This is a genomic window from Stenotrophomonas sp. STEN083, from assembly GCF_056759195.1.
Genome location: NZ_JBRRCU010000110.1, coordinates 1 through 4,461, shown reverse-complemented (window position 1 = coordinate 4,461; position 4,461 = coordinate 1). Strand labels below are relative to the sequence as shown.

4 protein-coding genes are annotated in these 4,461 nt (G+C 62.7%); all 4 read left to right on the top strand.

What is annotated here, in order from left to right; translation table 11 throughout:
• The first annotated feature begins 280 nt into the window (after positions 1 to 280).
• On the top strand, positions 281 to 589 hold the full coding sequence (locus ACVOK8_RS19055; protein WP_303749795.1) for an STAS domain-containing protein: 309 nt from the start codon (positions 281 to 283) through the stop codon (positions 587 to 589).
• Entirely contained in the window at positions 586 to 951 is a 366-nt protein-coding gene (locus ACVOK8_RS19050; RefSeq protein ID WP_038688521.1) for a response regulator, read from the top strand. Before ACVOK8_RS19055 ends, ACVOK8_RS19050 begins: the two co-directional genes overlap by 4 nt.
• A gap of 36 nt (positions 952 to 987) precedes the next feature.
• A complete protein-coding gene (locus ACVOK8_RS19045) occupies positions 988 to 2,949 on the top strand; it encodes a chemotaxis protein CheA (protein WP_481568184.1) in 1,962 nt (653 codons plus the stop codon).
• Positions 2,950 to 3,248: 299 nt separating this feature from the next.
• Positions 3,249 to 4,461 (top strand): MCP four helix bundle domain-containing protein (locus tag ACVOK8_RS19040; protein ID WP_481568182.1); only part of this gene is annotated, 1,213 nt, incomplete at its 3' end.

Below are 4,461 nucleotides of genomic sequence, written 5' to 3'. Positions count from 1 at the left end.
CCCGGCAAGGTGGCCTTGGTCGCGGTTATGAGAAAGATGCTGGTCATCCTCAATGCTCGTAAACGAGATGCGGAGGCCGCTATGGCCTCCGGCTGACAAGACAGTTGCTACCCAGCCAAAAACTACCCCTCCCCATCCCTCCCCTACGCCTTCGGCGCAAGGGAGGGGGTAAGCAAAAAACCGTGCGCCCGTTAACACTATCTGCTGCAGCGCATCGCGACGCTAAAGATCACTGGCATATCGCCGCTATCTCTCCCAGTAACGTTTGTTCGGAGCAACGATGAGCACTGTGGCCCTGGCGCAGGATCTCGGCATCGAGTCCACCAGCGAGTTGAAACAACACCTGGCAACCCACCTGCCGCAAGCGGGCGAGTTGCGCGTGGATGCCAGCCAGGTGGGCCGCGTGCACACCGCTGCAATGCAGGTGCTGTGCGCCTTTGTGCTGGCCCGCCAGCAAGCTGGCAACGGCACCGTCTTTGACAACGCTACCGATACCTTCCGTGACGCCGCGCGCCTGCTCGGTGTCCTCCGGACCCTTGGTCTGGAAGCAACCCCTGACACAACGAAATCTGTGGAGAACGCTGCATGAGCGCACGAATCTTGGTGGTGGACGACTCGGCGTCAATGCGCCAGATGGTCTCTTTTGCCCTCACCTCGGCCGGTTTTTCGGTTGAAGAAGCCGAGGATGGCGCGGTCGCTCTGGGCCGGGCCAAGGGCCAGCGTTTCAACGCCGTGGTCACCGACGTCAACATGCCGAACATGGATGGCATCTCGCTGATCCGCGAACTGCGTCAGCTGCCGGACTACAAGTTCACGCCGATGCTGATGCTGACCACCGAGTCGGCCGCCGACAAGAAATCCGAAGGCAAGGCCGCCGGCGCTACCGGTTGGCTGGTCAAGCCGTTCAATCCAGAACAGCTGGTTGCCACCGTACAGAAAGTCCTGGGCTGATCAGCCCACCTGCCCCACCGATCGGATACCGCGCCAATGAGCATGGACCTGCAACGTTTCCACGCCACCTTCTTCGAAGAAAGCCGCGAAGGGCTGGATGCAATGGAGGCCGGCCTGTTGGCTCTGGAAGACGGCCAACACGATCCCGAAGTCATCAATTCGGTGTTCCGTGCCGCCCACTCGATCAAGGGCGGCGCCGGCACCTTTGGTTTTGATGCCATCGCCGCACTCACCCATGTGCTGGAAACCCTGCTCGATGAACTGCGTGCGGGCAAGCGCGCACTCGAAAGCAACGCGGTCGACGCGATGCTGGGCTCGGTCGATGTACTGCGTGCCTTGTTGCGTGAAGTCGAACATGGCCAGCCTGCCGATCCGGCAGCGGTGAAGGCGATAACCGATCGCCTGCAGGCTGTGCTTTCCGGCGCTGCGCCGGTAGTCGTGGCCGCAGTGAAGCAGGAAGAAACCCCCGACGCCTGGCAGATTGGCTTTGCCCCGGCGCCGTCGCTGTTCATGAGCGGCAATGATCCGCTGCGCATCATCCGCGAGCTGGAAACCCTTGGTTCCCTGCACGTGGAACCACGCATGGCGCGCCTGCCCAGCTTCGATCAGCTCGATCCGCTGGAAGCCTACCTGGCCTGGGACCTGGGTCTGGTCGGCAAAGTGCCGCGCAGCCGCATCGAAGACACCTTTGCCTGGGTGGTCGATGACTGCGAGCTGGATATCCGTCCGGCCGCACCGCCCAGCCTTGCAGTGGAAGCACCCGTTACTGCCGTTGCCAACATCGCCGAGGCCGCCGTCAAGGCACCCGCCAGTGGCCAGCAGCACGAAGCTGAAAGCTCGATCCGGGTCAGCGTCGACAAGGTCGATGCTTTGATCAACCTGGTCGGCGAACTGGTCATCACCCAGGCCATGCTCAAGCAGGTGTCCGGCGGGCTGGATCCAGCCCACGCCGAACAGCTGCTTGCCGGTCTGGACCTGCTCGAACGCAATACCCGCGACCTGCAGGAAGCTGTCATCGGCGTGCGCATGCTGCCAGTCGACGCCGTGTTCCGCCGCTTCCCGCGTCTGGTCCGCGATCTTTCCGGTCGCCTGGGCAAGCAAGTCCGCCTGCGCACCATTGGCGAAGGCACCGAACTAGACAAGGGCCTGATCGAAAAGATCGCAGATCCCTTGGTGCATCTGGTCCGTAACTCAATCGACCATGGTCTGGAAATGCCAGACGTGCGTCGCGAAGCCGGCAAAGACGAGACCGGCACGATCACCCTGGCCGCATCGCACCAGGGTGGACATATCGTTATCGAAGTCAGCGACGACGGCCGCGGCCTGAACCGCGAAAAGATTCTGGCCAAGGCACTGGAACGTGGCTTGAGCGTGCCGGACAACCCCACCGACGCCCAAGTCTGGGATCTCATTTTCCAGCCCGGCTTCTCGACCGCCGATGCTGTCACCGACCTCTCCGGTCGTGGTGTCGGCATGGACGTGGTCCGGCGCAACATCCAGGCGCTGGGTGGCGAAGTACAGCTGGAGAGCCGCACCGGCGCCGGCACCCGCGTGCTGATCCGGCTGCCGCTGACGCTGGCCATCCTCGATGGCATGACCGTGTCGGTTGCCGGCGAAACCCTGATCCTGCCGCTGGCCTACGTGCTGGAAGCATTGCAGCCGCAGCCGGACGATATCCGCAGCATGGCCGGCGAAGGCCGCGTTCTGCGCGTCCGCGGCGAATACCTGCCGATCCTGTCGCTGGGCCAGTACTACGGCTATCCCGACAATCCACAGGCCGACCCGCTGGTCGTCGTGGTGGAAGGTGACGGCCAGAAGATCGCGCTGGAAGTGGATGAGTTGATCGGCCAGCAGCAGGTTGTCGTCAAGAACATCGAGAACAACTACCGCCGTATCAGCGGTGTATCCGGCGCAACCATCCTTGGCGACGGCCGCGTCGCGCTGATCGTCGATATTGGTGGGCTGGTGCGCTCCCTGCGCACCCAGCAAGCAGCCTGAGTACACCGTAACAAGCATCTGACGCCGCACCCCCAGCTTCTGGGCGTGCGGCGTTTTGCCGTGCTCGCGTGCAAGCAGGAAATGACTGCGATCGCAGGACAAGCGTACAAGGCGGCTTGGCTGAATCATCGCCGCACAACGCCTTCAAGAACATTACAGGCGTGCCGATACCGCATCGCAATGCAATCAGGTTTGTCAACCGACCTGGGTCGCCGTCGCGACCAGCAGCACGCACGACATTCCACAGGAGCGCCGGACCTGTGGATCGCCCCCTATGCCCGCCTACGGAGATGTCTGCAATGAAGTGGTTCCAGAATCTGTCGATCACGCGAAAGCTGGTGCTTGCATTCTGCAGCACCAGCCTGCTCACCCTGCTGCTTGCGCTGTTCGCGCTGTGGCGGATGAACGTGGCCGACACCCAGATACAGCAGGTCAACAACAACTGGATGCCGGCCGTCCAGCAGCTTGGCGAAATGCGCGCCCAGCTCGGTGAATACCGCACCTTCGAGCAGGCCCAGCTCAACTACCAAGGCAACCCGGAGCAGCTGGCCGACTACGACAAGCGCATGGCCGATAGCCGCAAGCTGATTGAAGCTGCTGAAAAGGCCTACGACGACATCGAAGCCGACTACAGCGCCAGCGAGCTGGCCATGTACGACAACATGAAGAAGCAGCGCGCTGGCTATTTCGAAGCACACGACCGCATCGCCGCCGCGATTGCCGCCGACGACTTCGTCACCGCCAACGCCATCTCCAGTGGCGATTCACGCAAGCTGCGCCGCGCCCTGTTCGACCAGCTCAAGCAGATGTCGCAGTACAACCAGGAGCAGCTGACCAAGCAGACGGCCGAATCACGTCAGGCGCACCAGCGCTCGCTGATCGCCATCGCGATCGGCCTCGGTCTGGCCTTGCTGCTTGCCGCCGCACTGGGCTGGGCGATCATCCGCGCGATCATGCTGCCGCTGGCCGACGCCGTGCGCGTGGCCGACGATGTCGCTGCAGGCAAGCTGGACCGCCGCATCGATGCCTCCCGCCGTGACGAAGTCGGCATGCTGTTGCTGTCCATGCAGCGCATGCAGGCACAGCTGCAATCCGTGATCGGCGCACAGCGTGAGATGGCACGCCAGCACGACACCGGCTTGATTAGCTACCGCATGGACGAGACCGCCTTCCCCGGCGATTACGGGGTGATGGTCAAGGAAAGCAACGCACTCGTCGCCTCGCACATCCAGATGCTGCTGTCGGCACTGGAGACCATCAAGCGCTATGCCAACGGCGATCTGTCGGTCGACATCGAACGCCTGCCCGGCGAGAAGGCCGTGATCACCGAGACCGTGGATGCGGTCAAGGCCAGCCTGTCGGCGATCAACAGCGAGATCAAGCGTCTGGCCGGTGCCGCTGCGCAGGGTGACTTCTCGGTGCGTGGCGATGCCAATGCCTACCAGCATGATTTCCGCGACATGGTCAGCAGCCTCAACCAGTTGATGGAAACCACCGACGGCAACCTGTCCG

What these genes read in the sequence shown, in the direction of transcription:
- ACVOK8_RS19055 (WP_303749795.1), top strand. Translation starts at nt 281, where the DNA reads ATGAGCACTGTGGCCCTGGCGCAGGATCTCGGCATCGAGTCCACCAGC.
- ACVOK8_RS19050 (WP_038688521.1), top strand. Translation starts at nt 586, where the DNA reads ATGAGCGCACGAATCTTGGTGGTGGACGACTCGGCGTCAATGCGCCAG.
- ACVOK8_RS19045 (WP_481568184.1), top strand. Translation starts at nt 988, where the DNA reads ATGAGCATGGACCTGCAACGTTTCCACGCCACCTTCTTCGAAGAAAGC.